Below are 16,055 nucleotides of genomic sequence, written 5' to 3'. Positions count from 1 at the left end.
GCAGATGCCTATAAATCAACAGATGTGGTCTTCACCTCAGGCTGCGAGATGGCACCCAGGTAACTCACAATCTTGGCCAGGTCTGGCAGGCTGGTGTACTTGAGTTTGTTCTGCCGCACGTATTCCTTCATGGCGCCGCTTTTCTTGCCATAGATCAGTTCCAGGTCTTTTTTCACGTTCCGAAGCTCTTTCACTTTGCCGTTGGGGAGCAGGATGAAGAAGTTCTCCAGGCGCTGGTCTACGTACATGGGCCCACCCATGGGGTAGCCTCCGTACCCGTAGGGGTAATAGGGGTTCCGGTACATGGGGTCACGGCTAATGTCACGGCGGGTCATGGTCTCACGCTTGAGCAAGCCGTACTTCCCAATCACAATCTGTTCAAAGAAAGCGGGCGCCAGAAAATCGCTGTAGTCGTTCCCGAAGTTCCAGCGCTGGGTCACAAACACCCGGCGGTAACGCCCTTCGTTGTCAATGGCCTCAAAGCCGCGCACTGCTACTGGGGCATACGCCACCACTGACCCATCGGGCTTAAGAATCCGAACCAGGTCTTCTGATCTGTGGTAGGTGATTTTCCCACTGATGGAATCACCCGTAGCCAGGTAGACCCGGCCCATGGGCCATTCATCTACCAGACCAGAAGATTGGGCCATGGCATGGGTTGCCCAGATTACCAGTACAACTAAAAGGCCACACGCTTTGCTTACCATCGTCTTCATGTTGCAGTCCTCTTCTAAAAGTAATATACAGTTCTTAAAAAAATATACTTCAAAAAACCAGAGAAGGTTGTCTTGTTATTAGTACATCCATAACGCAGGCAACGGTATTAAAGTGCAGCAGACAAGCGGTTTGAGGCGCAGTTTTTATACAGACTCTAGCGCAAGTACAATTGACCGAGAGAGAAGAGAAGGTACTACAGATTTTGGTCTTTTAAAGCAAAAAGGCAGAAGAAACCTTCTGCCTTTTTGCTTTATTTTTTCAGGATGGTGTGCCCCAGTTTATCTCGTTTGGTGGTGAGGTACCGCTGGTTGTGCTCATTGGGAATGATCTCAATGGGCACCTGCTCCACAATCTGCAGGCCATAGCCAATCAAGCCCGTCCGTTTGCGCGGATTGTTGGAAAGGAGCCGCATTTTGGTTACCCCCAGGTCTCTAAGAATCTGGGCACCTACGCCGTAATCCCGCTCATCGGTGCCAAAGCCCAGTTGCAGATTGGCTTCTACGGTGTCCAGGCCTTGTTCCTGCAGTTTGTAGGCTTTGAGTTTATTCAGAAGGCCAATGCCTCTGCCCTCCTGGTTCATGTACACGATCACGCCCTTGCCGGCTTTCTCAATCATTTCCATGGCCTTGTGCAGTTGCGGGCCGCAGTCACAGCGGCAAGAGCCGAAGATGTCTCCGGTGACACAAGAAGAGTGCACGCGCACCAGCACAGGCTCGCCTTCTTCCCAGGTGCCTTTTACCAGGGCCAGGTGCTTGGCGTTGTTGCTGCGCTGGGTGTAGGCGTACAGGTCAAAGTTACCCCAGTCGGTGGGCAGCTCTACGGCAATTTCACGGTCAATGAGGCTTTCCTTCTGCAGGCGGTAGGTGATCAGGTCTTTGATAGAAATAAGCTTGAGGCCGAAGCGTTCTGCCACTTTCTCCAAGTCCGGCATGCGGGCCATGGTACCGTCTTCGTTCATGATCTCTACCAGCACCCCGGCAGGAGCTAATCCGGCCAGTTGGGCCAGGTCTACGGCTGCCTCGGTATGGCCGGCTCTCCTGATCACGCCTTCCTTGCGGGCGCGCAACGGGAAAATATGGCCGGGTTTGCCCAGAGAAGCGGGGTCGGTCTTGGGGTCTGCCAAAGCCAGGATGGTCTTGGCCCGGTCAGAGGCCGAAATACCCGTGGTACAGCCGTGGCCCAGTAAATCAACGGACACGGTGAACGGTGTGGCGTGGAGGGCGGTGTTGCGGCCTACCATCAGTTCCAGCCCCAGTTCATCGCAGCGCTCCTCGGTCAACGGGGCGCAGATAAGGCCCCGGCCGTGGGTAGCCATGAAATTGACAATCTCGGGAGTTATTTTCTCCGCGGCGCAGATAAAGTCGCCTTCGTTCTCGCGGTCATCATCGTCTACCACAATCACTACTTTACCGGCTCTTATATCTTCTATTGCGTCTTCTATTCTATCTAACATGGTATGTATCTAATGCAGGCAGACCAGCCAAATGCCTTATTCCCCGTAAAGGGACTCTTCTGCCTTTGAAAACACAAAGATAGCGGATTTCTAAAGGATTCTGCGCTGTCTGCCGCTCCCGCTCGTTTACCTCTTGCCCACTGGTTCTGAACGCCGCTGCCCCTGCAAATTCGCTGCCTTGCCAGGCGAAGGCGCCAACCGCTCTTTTGGGCCTGCCAAACAACCACGCTTAGATATATTCATTACCTTTGCGGCAAGATTTTTGCGTTCAATGCGCTCAAGTCTTTTATATGCCCTTACAGGAGCGCAACAAGAAGCACATGGACCCTACCTATCTACACTTTACCAATAGCCTGGGGCGCAGGTACTGCGTGGTCCGGTATATTAAGTCAAATCAATTGCTTAACCTCATCTGGCAGGGTACCGCCTCAGAAGAAAGCATTAAGGAGGTACGGGAAGGGGTCTTGCAATTGCTGCGAAGCTATCCGTGTACCGCTATTTTAGATGACACCCAAAAACTCTTCCATGGCCCTTCTGCTATCTTGTTCGAATTAACAGAAGCAGATTGGAATTTTAAAGTAGCAGATTTAGGAGTAGCCCGCATTGCCCACGTTCTGAACCCGAACGCGGAAGTTCCGGGCGTGATTCCAGCCAAACACGGGTACCCAGAGGTGGGGTATTTCACGCACCACATGGATGCCTTGGAGTGGTTAAACCGTAAAAGCGCATAATTTGCCCCTTACTACCCAGAAAGCAGCCCGTAAACGGTCCCTGTTCTTTCTGGCATCTTTTGCTCGGGTCGTTTGGCAGGGTTCTGCTCCTGGGCACCAGCTTTTCCAGCGTTGTTTTCACGAAAGTAACTCAAACCAGCTCCTGTTTTTCTGCTGCTTTGCTGAAAAGCTCCCCTAAACAGGAACGGGTGACAAAGCGCTCCTTCTACAAGCCGAAGCCCCTTCTCCTATCCCCTCTTTTACTCTTCAGTGTAGAATAGCTGCGCGAAACGCTTCATCTGGGCGCGAGAACCCAGCAGGATAAGGATGTCGCCGGCCTGAAGGCGGATCTCGACTTCCGGACTGATCAGGAACTCCTTGCCGTTGCGGTTGAGGCCAATGAGGGTGGCGCCGGTCAGGTTCCTGAGGTCCAGTTCCTTGATGGATAGACCACGCAGATCCTGGTGCAGGCGGTCAAGGTGTACTTCTTCCAGGTGCAGTTTGTTGGGGCCGGTGCCGTTGAGCAACTCCAGGAAATGGATGACCTCGGGCTGTGTGATCAGGCTGGCCATGTGGCTGCCGCCAATCTCATCAGGCATGACCACGTAATTGGCCCCCGCCCTTTTCAATTTCTGCTCCGTGGTCTTTTCTGAGGCCCGGGAGATGATCTGCAGTTTTGGGTTCAAGCCCCGGGCGGTAAGGGTCACAAAAACGTTGTCTGAGTCTTTGGGCAGCGTGGAGATCAAGGATTTGGCTTGCTGCACCCCCGCCTTGATGAGCAGTTCGTCTTCGGTGGCGTCACCAGACAGAAAACTCAATTTATCCTGGCCATTTGATTTGCCCGCCAGCAGGGCTTGGTTTTTCTCAATCACCACAATCCGTTCGCCGCAGGCCAGCAGGTCGCGGGTGGCTTTGGAGCCGTTTCGGCCGTAGCCGCATACAATCACGTGGTCAGTGAAGCGCTTGATCTCCCGTTCGTTCATATAGTTCTTCCAAAGGGCCCTTAATTCCCCCTCAAAAAGATACGTAGTCACCACTGATACGGTGTAGGTGATGATGCCCAAATTGACCAGAATATAGATAGAGGTGAAAATCTGGCCGGTGGAGGAGAGCGGGTGCACTTCCTGAAACCCGGTGGTGGAAATAGTGATCACCGTCATATAGAAGGCTTCTGACCAAGTGTAGCCCTCCAGCGTATGATACCCGTACATACCGGTGACCAGACTGGCAATGATGAGCCAGAAGGCCCACATGAACCGGTACAGTTTCAGCCGGCGCCAGTTCATCTGCTCACCACTATACCCAGTAGATCAGCTATCTGTTTTTCAAATTCTTTGAGCGCCTTGATGGTGCGGAGGGTCTTGTCTAATTCCTGCGCCTCCTTGAGGCGGGGAAGGGTATCCATCTGTTCTTTGATCATAAGCTGCACGTTGCGCCACTTCAGCCGCAGCACCTCCCGTTCAGAACCGTAAGAAACCAGATCACTTTCGTGGGGTACGATGATCTCATGGGTGGCCCAGCCTTTGCTCAACTCGTATTTCTCGCTCAGCAAATCCACCACTTCCGTGCGGATTTCCTTTTCCTCGTGCTGCATGAACTCAGAGGCGGTGGGCATAAACCCCTGCTCTAGTTTGAGGCGGCACAGATCGAACAGCTTTTTGTAAATAGGGGTCTTAAACTCAATGTCTTCCAGCTCGCCCAGCATGAACTGGCTGGCGGTGAGGCCTTCTTCCACCTCTTTGTCGGCGTAGTTCAGGATAAACCGGATCACCTCCCGCTCCCGCACCCGGAGCACGTTGCTTTGGTCGGCCTCCGGCGCGCCCTCGTCTTCGTACATGGCGGCCTCGGCAGCAGCGGCGGCCTCGGCTTCAGCGGCCATTTCCTCAAAAGAGCCGGGAGCGTAAGAAGCCGGGGAATTCCCGTAAGATGAACCCTGAGAAGGTTGGGACCGGGAGTTTTTCTGCTCCGTGAGGTGAATTTTGTTGTACTCAGAGATCAGCACCTGCTCGTCTATCCCGAACTGCAGGCTACACTGCTGCAGGAACACGGACCGCTTGATGGCATCGGGGATCTTGGCAATAGAGACCACCATTTCCCGGATCGCCTCGGCTTTCTTCACCGGGTTGTCTTTGGCCTCCTGCGCGAAGAGCTCTGCCTTAAAGGAAATGAAGTCCCGGCTGTTTTTCTCCAGATAGTCTTTAAAAGCGGTGTCACCCACTTTCCGGATGTAGGAGTCCGGGTCATCGCCATCGGGGAACAGGACTACGTTCACGTTCAGGCCGCCTTCCAGAATCAGGTCAATTCCGCGTAAAGAGGCCTTAATCCCGGCGGGGTCACCATCATACAACACCGTGATGTTCTTGGTGTAGCGGCCAATGAGTTTGATCTGGTTCTCGGTGAGCGACGTACCCGACGAGGCCACCACGTTCTCAATGCTGCCCTGGTGCAGGGAAAGCACATCCAGGTAGCCTTCCACCAGGTAGCAGTTGTCTTCCTGCCGGATGGATTGCTTGGCCTGGTACATGCCGTACAGCACATCAGACTTGTGGTAGATGGGCGACTCCGGCGAGTTGACGTACTTTGGGGATTTCTTGTCGTTGGTTTTAAGGGTACGCGCGCCAAACCCGATGGTACGGCCTGAGACGTTCTGGATGGGGAACATGACCCGTCCCCGGAACCGGTCATACTGCTTGCCTTCTTCCTGCTTGACAATGGTGAGGCCGGTTTCCTCCAGGTATTTCAAAAGGAAGCCTTTTTCCAGCGCCGCCTTGGTGAAATCATCCCAGGAGTCAAGGCTGTAGCCCAGCTCAAACTTCTGGATGGTGGCCGCCGAGAGCCCGCGCTGCTTGAAATACGGCGCGCCTATGCTCTGGCCTTCGTCGTTTTTATGGAGGGCGTTTACATAGTACTTTTTGGCGAAATCGGAGAGGATGTAAAGGCTGTCACGCTCGTTCTGGGCCTGCACCGCCGCCGGGCTCTGGTCTTCCTCAATGTCAATGCTGTACTTCTTGGCCAGGTACTTGAGTGCCTCCACGTAGCTGGTGCCTTCCACGTCCATGATGAACTGCACAGAGTTGCCCGCCTTGCCGCACCCGAAGCATTTGTAAATGCCTTTGTTGGGTGCCACGCTGAACGAGGGCGACTTCTCATGGTGGAACGGGCAGCACGCCCACATGTTCTGGCCCTTCTTCTTCAAACTCACAAAATCACCCACTACCTCCACAATGTCGGCTTGCAGGATGATCTGGTCAACAACTTCTTTCTTTATCAGGGCCATGGGTACGCAGGAAAATAGGGCGGTAGACAAAGATAGCCGGAATGGAGATTAGTTGGTGACTGAACCAGTTATAGAATGGCAGGGAAATTTAGGCGAAGGGGGGGCATTAAAAAGCCAGCCTTTGGGGCTGGCTTGGGAACGGGTCAGGTTCACCACTCTTAAAACACGGATTTGGATTACAAAACGGTCACTACCCCCTTGAACTCCCCGCCTGAGAACTCCAGGTACTCCTCCACCACCGGCTCCTGTGGTGGAGTTGTCCCCCAATAATCCTTCTTCAAGTTAAAGCGGAAGGTACCTTTCATGGCTTTGGTGTCTGGGTTCCATTCAGTGATAGTCACTTCAGCCTCACTTTTGGCAGGGTCTAGGTGATTTAAGTAATAAGAGCCTTTACGAGCCCCCTGGGCATCCAATTCTGTATAGGAGACCATGACCACCTGAGGGATTCCGTATTTACGCACGCCAGAAAACCGGAGGTGTATCCAGATTTTCCCGGCGGCGTTTTCATCTTCAATCACCAGCGAGTCTGCGCCTTGTAGCCCTTTTTTCAGTACAATAGACTTCACATTTCCTGCCTTCCAGACCACGCCTTTTCTAGCCATGGTAGCAGTACCCTTCACTTCTCCACCCGTGAAGCGAAGTGACTCTGGCCCCACCGAGGCTCCCCCGGAGGCAGCTTTCTTCAGGGTCACCTGAAACGTAGCCTCCAATTCCTTAGTGGCAGGATTCCACTTGGTAATAATCAGCTCTGAAGTTTTATCATTTGCATCAAGGGAATAAGTGCTTGCTGTTTCTTTTCCATCAACTAGTTCATAAAAACTAACAACTCCAGATTGCGCTAAAGTATAGGTACCTACTCCATTGAATTTCACTTTCAGCTCTATCCTACCATTCTGCTTAAAGCCAATCACTTTTAATGAATCTGAGGCCCCGGCAGCCCCATGTAATAATGAAATAGACGCCGCTTTGTCAGATTTCCATACCTCCACCTTCTTATTAGCATCAAGTGGGTTTTCAGGGGCGGGGTCTTCCTCTGCGCACGAAACGAACAGAAGAGAAACCAGAAAGTAGAGAAAGGATAGTTGATAGTTTTTCATAAATAATATTTGATTTAATTAAACTGAATAGAACACCTTTTATAAAAATCACCTGAACGCATATTCAAAATTAATGAGTAAATACAAGTCTATATGTAATTTTTTGATCTGGATTTGGCCTCACACTCTATTAGAATTTTTAATGCAAAAGATAATGGATTTAAAGAGTCTAAATCTAAAGAATACAAATACCAAAAACAAACCGGGTATTTTGGCATAAAACAGGATAATAAATATCCTTATAAGGCGGAGAGTTAAATCAGAGAATCAGGAATGCCTCATAAACATGAAAGAGTTTTCTGTGGGTAATTACAATGACTGCCTGAAAAAAGAACAGCAGAAACCTACATAAAAATATCTGTTGCTTCCAGTATGCAATTACCTCTTCTCAACCCTATGGTTGCACCTCCTTTTTAGAAACGTCTGTTTTCCCCTTACTTTTTGGAAACCGCCCTTAAAACAGCTACTGGTAGCTTGTTACGCAGATAGTGTGTATCTTTGTAGTAGCGGATTTTAGCGCTGAACAACGTATGGCAATTACCCAAGAAGATGTATTAAAAGCTCTCAGCTATGTAGAGGAGCCAGATTTAGGCAAAGACCTGGTGACCCTGAACATGATTGAGGACGTGCAAATAAATGGGCAGGACGTGGCTTTCACGGTAATCCTGACCACTCCGGCTTGTCCGCTCAAAGACCTTATCCGCAACGCGTGCATCCGGGCCATCCATACCATGGTAGACAAGGACGCGAACGTGACGGTGCACATGACCTCCCGCGTGACCTCGGCCCGCCAGGACAACCTCACCCTGCTCAAAGGCGTGAAGAACATCATTGCCGTAGCCTCAGGCAAAGGCGGCGTGGGCAAGTCTACCCTTACCGCTAACCTGGCCGTGGCCTTGGCCCAATCCGGTGCCAAAGTAGGGTTGGTAGATGCTGACATCTCTGGCCCGTCTGTGCCTACCATGTTTGGCGTGGAAGACGCCCGCCCTGCTGTGTACCGCATGCCAGACGGCCGCAACCTGATTGAACCCATTGAGAAGTATGGCATCAAGCTCATGTCCATCGGATTTCTGGCCCCGGCCGAGAGTGCGGTGGTGTGGCGCGGTCCCATGGCCAGCTCCGCCTTAAAGCAGTTTATCACCGAGGTAGACTGGGGCGAACTGGATTATTTGCTCATTGACCTGCCGCCGGGAACCAGTGACATCCACCTGACGTTGGTACAGACAGTACCGGTTACGGGTGCCATCATTTTGACCACCCCGCAGAAAGTGGCCGTGGCCGATGCGGTGAAAGGTTTGCAGATGTTCCGGCAGCCACAGATCAACGTGCCTATCTTAGGATTGGTGGAAAACATGGCCTACTTCACCCCGGCTGAATTACCTGAGAATAAATACTATATCTTTGGGCAAGGCGGGGGCCGCGACCTGGCAGAGCGCTACGGCGTTCCGTTCATTGGCGAGGTACCCTTGGTACAGAGCATCCGCGAGAGCGGCGACCAGGGAGCCCCGCAGATTCTGCAGGAAGGCACCGCCGCCTCCCTGGCATTTGAGAAAGTAGCCCAGGAAGTGGCCCGGCAGGTTTCTGTCAGGAACGCGAGCCTGGGCAAAACCAAAGTAGTAGAAATTAAAGCGTAAGAAAATGGCAGAGAACGCACTAAACGATATTTTGATCCAGCGAGTAGAGCAAGCCCTAGACTCCATACGCCCCTACCTAAAAACCGACGGGGGTGACGTGAAGGTGCTGGAAATCACAGAAGACAAGGTGGTGCTGCTGGAACTGATGGGGGCCTGCGGCTCTTGCCCTATGTCTGCCATGACCTTCAAAGGCGGCATTGAGCAGGCCATCATGCGCGCCGTGCCTGAAATAAAAGGCATTCAAGCGGTGAACCTTACCCCTATGGACGTTTAAGGGGACGCAGATTTTTTTAGCGTTTAGGCAGAGGCCCGTCGGCTTTGAAAGTTTTCCTTTCAAAGCCGACGGGCCTCTGTTTTTGGGCTTTTCTCTGAAAAACAGGTTAAAAACGAAAAATCCTGAACTTGAAACTAACGCGGGTTTCCGGTGTCTCATGACGCAGGCGGAAGGAAACTTCCAGCTTTTTCAAAAATCGCAACGAAAATGCCCTGCCCTATAGACTAAAACTGGCGCGAGACTAAAGTCTCGTGCCTAAGGATGGTGCGAGTCTCCAGACTCGCCGGGACCGAGATAGTTATTGTTGGGTGCTGTGTTCTGGTAATCGCCCACAAATCAAAGAACGCTGCATTTGCTGATTGGCGGGAAAGGCCATGGCACGGACACTCGTAGGACCTTCGGACACTACGAGGTCTTTTGAGCCAGCGGGATTGCTATGGCAAGCAAAAACTCCCCCTACTTCATGATGGAGGAGTCCCAGGGGAAGATTGGTAAAAAGCGGTTCAGGGAGTAGGCAAGACGAGGTTTCGCTGCTGAGGCAGCGAGGGTAGTCTGAAGACTCCCCATCTCCTACTGGCACGAGTCTGGAGACTCGCGCCAGCTATAAGCCGGCAATGCGCAGGTGTCATATTCCAGGAGTAAAAGCCCTTTGTGGACGCTAGCAAAAGGTAGACACATAAGCAGAATCTGCAACGGAGGACTTCCTTCCAATTCCTATCTGAAAGGAGACTTCCGACCTCAAATGCCATTCCCTTTTCTCGCAGACCTTTCTATCTTTGTTACTCCACCGTTCCCTTTTGTCCTTATGCTTAGCGCCAACGACCCCTCGCTCCATTCCTGGATTCAGATTGCCCCCACCAGTGATTTCCAGATCCAGAACCTGCCCTTTGGGATTTTCCAGGCCCCAGACCGGGACCCGCGGGTGGGGGTGGCCATTGGCGACTATGTATTGGATGTGTACGTGCTGACCCAACACCGGCTCTTTGACATGCTGGACGTGGAAGACCCCACGGTGTTCCACCGCCCTTCCCTCAATGACTTCATGGCCTTGGGGAGGCCTATCTGGCGCCAGGTGCGCGGCCGGATTTCTGAGCTTCTGCGCAACGACAACCCAGAGATCAGAGACAACCGCGAACTCATGGCCGAGTGCCTGCTGAAACAGAAAGACGTGGAAATGCTGTTGCCGGTGCAGATCCCCAATTACACCGACTTTTACTCCAGCATTGAACACGCCACCAACGTAGGCTCCATGTTCCGGGACCCTGCCAACGCGCTGTTGCCCAACTGGAAGCACCTGCCGGTGGGGTACCACGGCCGGGCCTCTTCTATTGTGCCGTCTGGGGTGCCCATCAGAAGACCCAAAGGCCAGACTAAACCCGCCAATGCTGAGTTACCCATCTTCGGGCCTACGCAGCAGCTTGATTTTGAGCTGGAGATGGCTTTTATCACCGGGCAGCCGACCCAATTGGGCAGCTCCCTTACCCCTGAGGAGGCCGAGGAATACATCTTCGGGATGGTCTTATTCAATGACTGGTCCGCCCGAGACATCCAGGCCTGGGAATACGTGCCGCTGGGGCCGTTCCTGGCCAAGAACTTCGGGTCTTCTATGTCGCCGTGGGTGGTGACGCTGGATGCCCTGGAACCATTCAGGGTACCCGGGCCGGTACAAGACCCCAAAGTATTACCCTACCTGGAGTACAGCGGCAACAAGAACCTGGACATCAACTTGCAAGTCACCCTACAAGCCCCAGACACTGAGGAAGCCGTTATCTGCCAGTCAAATTACAAGCACCTATACTGGAACATGAACCAGCAGCTTGCCCACCACACCGTGAACGGCTGCAACCTGGAAGTAGGCGACGTGTACGCCTCCGGCACCATCAGCGGCCCCACGCCAGATTCTTATGGCTCTATGCTGGAACTCACCTGGCGCGGCACCAATCCCCTGCAATTGCCCAACGGCACGGAGCGCAAGTTCCTCCATGACGGCGACATCATCACCATGCGCGGCTACGCAGAAAGAAACGGCGTACGCGTAGGCTTCGGCGAAGTACGCACGGAGATTCTGCCAGCTATCTAGATTTGAAGATGTGGAAATTTGGAGATGTGAAGATTAATGAATTAGAGTAAGGTATTATTGGTCTTGCCCGAATTCATTCATCATTTATCACATTTCCAAATCTCCTCATCTTCACATCTCCAAATTTTACACATCTCCAAATTTTACACATCTCCCCATCTTCAAATCTCCTCATCTCCAAATTTGAATCATGTGAGAACCTTCAACCCTAAAGATAGTACCACCGGTGCGTTCCATAGCCTCATGTTGGGGACCATTGCGCCCCGGCCCATTGCGTTTGCCAGTACGGTGGACAAGGAAGGGAATGTGAACCTGAGCCCTTTCAGCTTCTTCAACTGCTTCGGCTCCAACCCGCCCATCCTCATCTTCTCCCCCGCCCGCCGCGTGCGCGACAATACCGGCAAACACACCCTGGAAAACGTGCTGGAAACCGGCGAGGTGGTCATCAACATAGGCAACTACGCCATGGTGGAGCAGATGTCTTTGGCCAGCACCGAGTATGACAAAGGGGTAAATGAATTTGTGAAGGCGGGACTTACCCCCGTGGCTTCAACGCTGGTGAAACCGCCCCGCGTAGCCGAGGCCCCGGCTGCCTTTGAGTGCAAGGTACTGGAGGTGAAACCCATGGGCGAGCAAGGCGGCGCGGCCAACCTGGTCATTTGCGAGGCGGTGCTGCTGCACGTGAAAGAAGAGGTTTTCGGCACCGATGGCAAAACCATTGACCCGGCTAAACTTGACGCCGTGGCCCGCCTGGGCGGCGATTGGTACCTGCGGGCTCAGGGAGACTGCATGTTTGAACTACCCAAACCGCTCCAGAACCAAGGGATTGGGGTAGACCAGCTTCCGGCCCACATCCGCAACAGCGCCGTGCTCACGGGCAACAACCTGGCCCGTTTGGGCAACACCACTACCCTGCCCACCCCAGCTGAGGTCCAGGAATTCGCGAATGAGCCCATGTACCGGTACCTGCTCCAAACGCACCAGCACAACCCCAAAGAAGCGGAACGGCAGGTTCACCTGTTAGCCAAGAAGCTGCTGGAGGAAGGCCGCACCCTTGAGGCTTGGAAAGCGTTGTTGACCCTTACTTTGCCTAAAAAAGGTTAAGTTGTTTAGGGCCTTTTTTTTGAAAAACAGGTTTAAAACAGGAGAATAAGGTAGTGGTCTAGAATACAAGATGTTTGTCACCAACTATCGCCTTCCACCTATGGTGAATTTTCTATGGCGCGGAAGTTCCTTCTGTGCCTTTTTTGCCATTACGGCATGGCCGGCATCTCCCTCATCCTACCCTTCTCCCTGAGGGAGAAGGAATTCCGCTTAGCCGGTTCTGGCCTGTTCTAGGAAAAACAGGCTGGATCCCGATGGCCACTTTAGGGTTGTTTTCCGGAAAACAGGGTTAAATCAGGTAGGGGCAATCCTTGGTGGTTGCCCTTCACGTTTATGAACGAACAAGGGCAACCACAAGGGATCGCCCCTACACTCCATAAAACCAATAACACAGATCCCGTTTGGGGGCTTCTTTCATAAAAGAAGCTCCCAAACGGGATCTGTGTTATATCTTCTACCTGACTACTTAATTCCGCACGGCAATCATGAGGCTCAGCTCCTTGTAGCGCATGTTGAATTTCTTGGCGATAGAGGCGTTGGTGAGGCTGCCTTTGTAGATGTAAACACCGCTGCGGTAATGCTCATGGGTGAAGAGCGCCTCGTTCACGCCGCCGTACTTGGAGATCTCCAGGAACATGGGTGTAAAGATGTTGCTCAGGGCTTTGGTGGCGGTGCGGGGCACCCGGGAAGGGATATTGGGTACGCAGTAATGGATCACGTCATACTTGCGGTAAATGGGCCGTTTGTGGGTGGTCATCTCTGAGGTCTCAAAACAGCCGCCTTCGTCAATGCTCACATCAATGATCACGGAGCCGGGGTTCATCTTGGAAACCACTTCTTCCGCAATCATGCAGGGCACCTGCCCGTCCTCGGCGGTGATGGCGCCAATGACCACGTCGGCATCCTGAATCTCTTTGTGCAGGATGGTGTGGTCTAACGTAGAGGTGAAAAGTTGGGTACCCACGTTCTGTTTGAGGCGGCGCAGCTTGTAGAGGTGGTCGTCAAAGACCTTTACCTCGGCCCCTAGCCCCAGGGCGGCCCGGGTGGCGTATTCGGCCACGGTGCCTGCGCCAATAATGACAACTTTGGAGGGAGGAACCCCGGTAATACCGCCCAGGATCACGCCTTTGCCTTCATTGCTGCTGCTCAGGTACTCGGCGGCAATCAACATGACAGTGCTGCCGGCAATCTCACTCATGGCCCGCACTACCGGCTTGGTGTCTGATTTGTCTTTCAGCAGTTCAAAAGAGATCGCGCTTATTTTCTTCCGGCAGAGGGCCGTGATGTACTCTGAGGTAAGGGAGCCTATCTGCAATGCTGAGATAAGGGTTTGGCCAGGCTTGAAAAACTCCAGTTCATCATAGGTAGGCGGGGCAATCTTGAGCAGGATATCCGCCTCATAGACCTCTTTGGTGGAATAGACGATCACGCCACCCGCCTCTGAGTATTCGTGGTCTGAGTATTTAGAGGGTGCCCCGGCCCCGGATTCTATCCAGACTTCGTGGCCGTGGTCGGTGAGTTGTTTCACGGCTTCAGGGGTGAGGCCAATGCGATTTTCCTGTAAAGACGACTCTTTGGGCAGACCGATAAACAGGTTGCGCTTGCGCGTCTCCACCGCCAACATTGACTCTTTGGGCATCAGACTGCGGGCCGTGGCCTTGGTCAGGGCCTCAAACCCGCTGTTCTTCTCCGTCATTTCCTCCATCATATACTCTCATACTAATGATACGCGCTTCTTCGGTGTCACCGGTTTCTATCCGTACCTCCACCCCTTCGTCTGGCAACAGGTTTACCACCTTAGAAGGCCATTCAATGAGACACAGGTTGCCGGAACTGAAATACTCCAGCGCTCCCATGTCCAGAGCCTCGGCCTCCTCATTGATCCTATAAAAATCAAAATGGTAAATGAGTTCCCCATTGGCGGTTTCGTACTCGTTCACGAGCGAGAAAGAGGGGCTGCTCACCGGTTCCCGCACCCCCTTCTGGGCGCATATCGCCTTGATAAAGGTGGTTTTACCGGCCGCCATCTCACCCTCAAACAAAATTATCTTTTTTTGCCCGATAAATGACAAAAAATCAGCGGCGGCCTGGGGTAAATCGGCTTTTGTAAAGATATGGAGATTATGCTGGCGCAGTCCCGGATCAGGCATTTTTAGTGGAAAGTGTGATAAATGGAATGATACACTCCTCCAAAGATACGCCGCCGTGCTGGAACGTGTCTTTGTAGTGGTTCACGTAATAGTTGTAATTGTTGGGATAGGCGAAGAAATCGTCGTTCATGGCGAAGACGTAGGCCGTAGACACGTTGCTCTTGGGCAGGTGAAAACGCTCCGGCTTACGGCACACCAGCACATCTTTCTCAGTGAAGCCCAGGTTTTTGCCGTGCTTGTAGCGCAGGTTGGTGTTGGTGTTGCGGTCGCCCACAATCTTGAACGGCTTTTTCACCCGCACGGTACCGTGGTCGGTGGTGATGATGAGGCGGCCTTTGCGGTCAGCAATGGCTTTGAGGGTGTCAAACAGGGGCGAATGCATAAACCAGGAGCGGGTCAGAGAACGGTAAGCAGCCTCATCGGCGGCCAGTTCCCTGATCATCTGCATGTCTGTGCGCGCGTGCGAGAGCATGTCCACGAAGTTGTAGACGATCACGTTGAGCTTGTTGTTCTCCAGGTTGTTGAATTTGGCCAGGAGCTCTTTGCCGGCGTTGTTGTTGGTGATCTTGTGGTAGCTGAACTTGTCCTTGATGTTGTTCTGCTGCAGCTGGATTTCCAGAAAATCCTCTTCGTGCAGGTTCTTGCCTTCCTCCTCGTCGTCAGAAACCCACAGGTTGGGGTAGCGCTTGGCGATGTCGGCGGGCAGCATGCCAGAGAAAATGGCGTTACGGGCGTAGGCGGTGGTGGTAGGCAGGATGGAATAGTACATCTCCTCGTTGTCCACGTTGAAGTAATCGGTGATGATAGGCTCCAGCACCTTCCACTGGTCATAGCGCAGGTTGTCAATCAAGACAAAGTACACCGGCGCGTCGCTTTCCTTCATCAGGGGGAACACGCGGTCTTTGAACAGCTTATGCGACATCAACGGAATCTCGTCGGTCTCATCGTTCACCCATTCCTCGTAGTTGTCCATGATGAACTTGGCGAAGTTGGTGTTGGCTTCGTCTTTCTGCATGTTGATCACCTCAGCCATGCTCTTGCCCTCAGTGTCTGCAATCTCCAGTTCCCAGAACACCAGTTTCTTGTACACATCGGCCCATTCCTGGTAACTCAGGCGCTCGCCGAAGGCCATGCCCAAGGTTCTGAAATCGCGTTGGTACGAGCTGTTGGTTCTTTCCTCTACCAGGCGGCGGTTGTCCAGTATCTTCTTGATGGACAGCAGGATCTGGTTGGGGTTGATAGGCTTGATGAGGTAATCGGCTATTTTAGACCCGATGGCCTCTTCCATGATGTGCTCTTCCTCGCTTTTGGTGATCATGACCACGGGCAACGAAGGCCGGGCGGCTTTGATCTCACTCAGGGCCTCCAGACCGCTCAGGCCAGGCATGTTCTCATCAAGGAACACGAGGTCAAAGGTTTGCTCCTGCACCTTCTCCACGGCATCGGCCCCGCTGTTCACGGGAGTAATGTCATAGCCCCTATCGGTTAAGAAGAGAATATGCGGCTTGAGCAGGTCAATCTCGTCGTCCGCCCACAAAATAGTATATCTTTGCATGGTC

General features: G+C 52.8%; 13 protein-coding genes. 5 read left to right on the top strand and 8 right to left on the bottom strand.

Annotated features, from left to right (window positions below):
- Nucleotides 1-8: 8 nt before the first annotated feature.
- Both FOE74_RS06695 and FOE74_RS06690 read right to left on the bottom strand, forming a co-directional pair.
- Complete coding sequence (locus FOE74_RS06695; protein ID WP_149097816.1) at nucleotides 9-650, bottom strand: hypothetical protein; 642 nt, start codon at nucleotides 648-650, stop codon at nucleotides 9-11.
- A 317-nt stretch (nucleotides 651-967) separates the two neighbouring features.
- Nucleotides 968-2,170 carry a bifunctional 3,4-dihydroxy-2-butanone-4-phosphate synthase/GTP cyclohydrolase II gene (locus FOE74_RS06690; RefSeq protein ID WP_149097815.1) on the bottom strand — a complete coding sequence of 401 codons (1,203 nt, stop codon included), beginning with the start codon at nucleotides 2,168-2,170 and terminating at the stop codon, nucleotides 968-970.
- A gap of 290 nt (nucleotides 2,171-2,460) precedes the next feature.
- Here FOE74_RS06690 and FOE74_RS06685 point away from each other — a divergent pair, with 290 nt between their 5' ends.
- Complete coding sequence (locus FOE74_RS06685) at nucleotides 2,461-2,901, top strand: hypothetical protein (RefSeq protein WP_149097814.1); 441 nt, start codon at nucleotides 2,461-2,463, stop codon at nucleotides 2,899-2,901.
- A 239-nt stretch (nucleotides 2,902-3,140) separates the two neighbouring features.
- Here the strand turns inward: FOE74_RS06685 and FOE74_RS06680 are convergent, their stop codons facing one another.
- The 3 genes from FOE74_RS06680 to FOE74_RS06670 form a co-directional block, all read right to left on the bottom strand.
- Entirely contained in the window at nucleotides 3,141-4,166 is a 1,026-nt protein-coding gene (locus FOE74_RS06680; RefSeq protein WP_149097813.1) for a potassium channel family protein, read from the bottom strand.
- Nucleotides 4,163-6,157 carry a DNA primase gene (dnaG, locus tag FOE74_RS06675; protein WP_149097812.1) on the bottom strand — a complete coding sequence of 665 codons (1,995 nt, stop codon included), beginning with the start codon at nucleotides 6,155-6,157 and terminating at the stop codon, nucleotides 4,163-4,165. Before dnaG ends, FOE74_RS06680 begins: the two co-directional genes overlap by 4 nt.
- A 176-nt stretch (nucleotides 6,158-6,333) precedes the next feature.
- Nucleotides 6,334-7,254 (bottom strand): DUF6252 family protein, encoded by a 921-nt coding sequence (locus FOE74_RS06670; protein WP_149097811.1) that lies wholly within the window; start codon nucleotides 7,252-7,254, stop codon nucleotides 6,334-6,336.
- A 530-nt stretch (nucleotides 7,255-7,784) separates the two neighbouring features.
- Between FOE74_RS06670 and FOE74_RS06665 the strand changes: the two genes are divergently transcribed.
- The 4 genes from FOE74_RS06665 to FOE74_RS06650 all read left to right on the top strand — a co-directional run bounded on the left by FOE74_RS06665 (nucleotide 7,785) and on the right by FOE74_RS06650 (nucleotide 12,346).
- Nucleotides 7,785-8,888 carry an Mrp/NBP35 family ATP-binding protein gene (locus FOE74_RS06665; protein ID WP_149097810.1) on the top strand — a complete coding sequence of 368 codons (1,104 nt, stop codon included), beginning with the start codon at nucleotides 7,785-7,787 and terminating at the stop codon, nucleotides 8,886-8,888.
- Nucleotides 8,889-8,892: 4 nt separating this feature from the next.
- Complete coding sequence (locus tag FOE74_RS06660; protein WP_149097809.1) at nucleotides 8,893-9,162, top strand: NifU family protein; 270 nt, start codon at nucleotides 8,893-8,895, stop codon at nucleotides 9,160-9,162.
- Between the two features lie 805 nt (nucleotides 9,163-9,967).
- The gene (gene fahA / locus FOE74_RS06655; protein WP_149097808.1) at nucleotides 9,968-11,242 is read left to right on the top strand and encodes a fumarylacetoacetase; all 1,275 of its coding nucleotides are present in this window, start codon (nucleotides 9,968-9,970) and stop codon (nucleotides 11,240-11,242) included.
- 192 nt (nucleotides 11,243-11,434) lie between these two features.
- Nucleotides 11,435-12,346, top strand: coding sequence for a flavin reductase family protein (locus FOE74_RS06650; RefSeq protein WP_225840712.1), 912 nt, complete (start codon nucleotides 11,435-11,437; stop codon nucleotides 12,344-12,346).
- A gap of 466 nt (nucleotides 12,347-12,812) precedes the next feature.
- Here the strand turns inward: FOE74_RS06650 and FOE74_RS06645 are convergent, their stop codons facing one another.
- From FOE74_RS06645 to porX, 3 genes are read right to left on the bottom strand one after another with little or no spacing between them, the layout of a single operon-like run.
- On the bottom strand, nucleotides 12,813-14,042 hold the full coding sequence (locus FOE74_RS06645; protein WP_149098116.1) for an alanine dehydrogenase: 1,230 nt from the start codon (nucleotides 14,040-14,042) through the stop codon (nucleotides 12,813-12,815).
- The gene (tsaE, locus tag FOE74_RS06640) at nucleotides 14,017-14,496 is read right to left on the bottom strand and encodes a tRNA (adenosine(37)-N6)-threonylcarbamoyltransferase complex ATPase subunit type 1 TsaE (protein ID WP_149097807.1); all 480 of its coding nucleotides are present in this window, start codon (nucleotides 14,494-14,496) and stop codon (nucleotides 14,017-14,019) included. The genes FOE74_RS06645 and tsaE overlap by 26 nt, the downstream gene beginning before the upstream one ends.
- Entirely contained in the window at nucleotides 14,489-16,051 is a 1,563-nt protein-coding gene (porX, locus tag FOE74_RS06635; RefSeq protein WP_149097806.1) for a T9SS response regulator signal transducer PorX, read from the bottom strand. The genes tsaE and porX overlap by 8 nt, the downstream gene beginning before the upstream one ends.
- Nucleotides 16,052-16,055 lie beyond the last annotated feature (4 nt).

The sequence above is a fragment of the Rufibacter glacialis genome, from assembly GCF_008271745.1.
Taxonomy (GTDB): domain Bacteria; phylum Bacteroidota; class Bacteroidia; order Cytophagales; family Hymenobacteraceae; genus Nibribacter; species Nibribacter glacialis.
This window is presented reverse-complemented; position numbering and strand designations above follow the sequence as displayed.